Origin of the sequence: Gilliamella sp. B14384G12, from assembly GCF_016101825.1 — a bacterium.
Lineage (GTDB): Bacteria > Pseudomonadota > Gammaproteobacteria > Enterobacterales > Orbaceae > Gilliamella > Gilliamella apicola_N.
In genome coordinates this window covers 1-230 of the sequence record NZ_JACFPU010000086.1, presented here as the reverse complement: position 1 = coordinate 230, position 230 = coordinate 1, and the positions used below count along the sequence as shown (strand labels likewise).

Here is a 230-nt window from a genome sequence, read left to right as displayed (position 1 = left end):
TTGACGGTAAAGAGGGACTTTATCATTATGATTTGACCGAGTTGGGGCAAGAATATTTATACTCTTCTTATAAAAAGTCAGGGAGCGGACGAACAATTTACGATAACTCGTTTTGCTATGGCCCGATAAAAGTCATTAAAGTAACAGATGTGAGCGAAGAAACTTATGAAAGAGGTTTGAGCGGTTATAATGAAACGCAAATTACAGTAAAAATCAATTATCAAGTAGTA

General features: G+C 35.2%; 1 protein-coding gene. It reads left to right on the top strand.

The annotated features are described in order from the left end of the window. Positions 1-230 (top strand): hypothetical protein (locus H3S73_RS13820; RefSeq protein ID WP_232353011.1); only part of this gene is annotated, 230 nt, incomplete at both ends.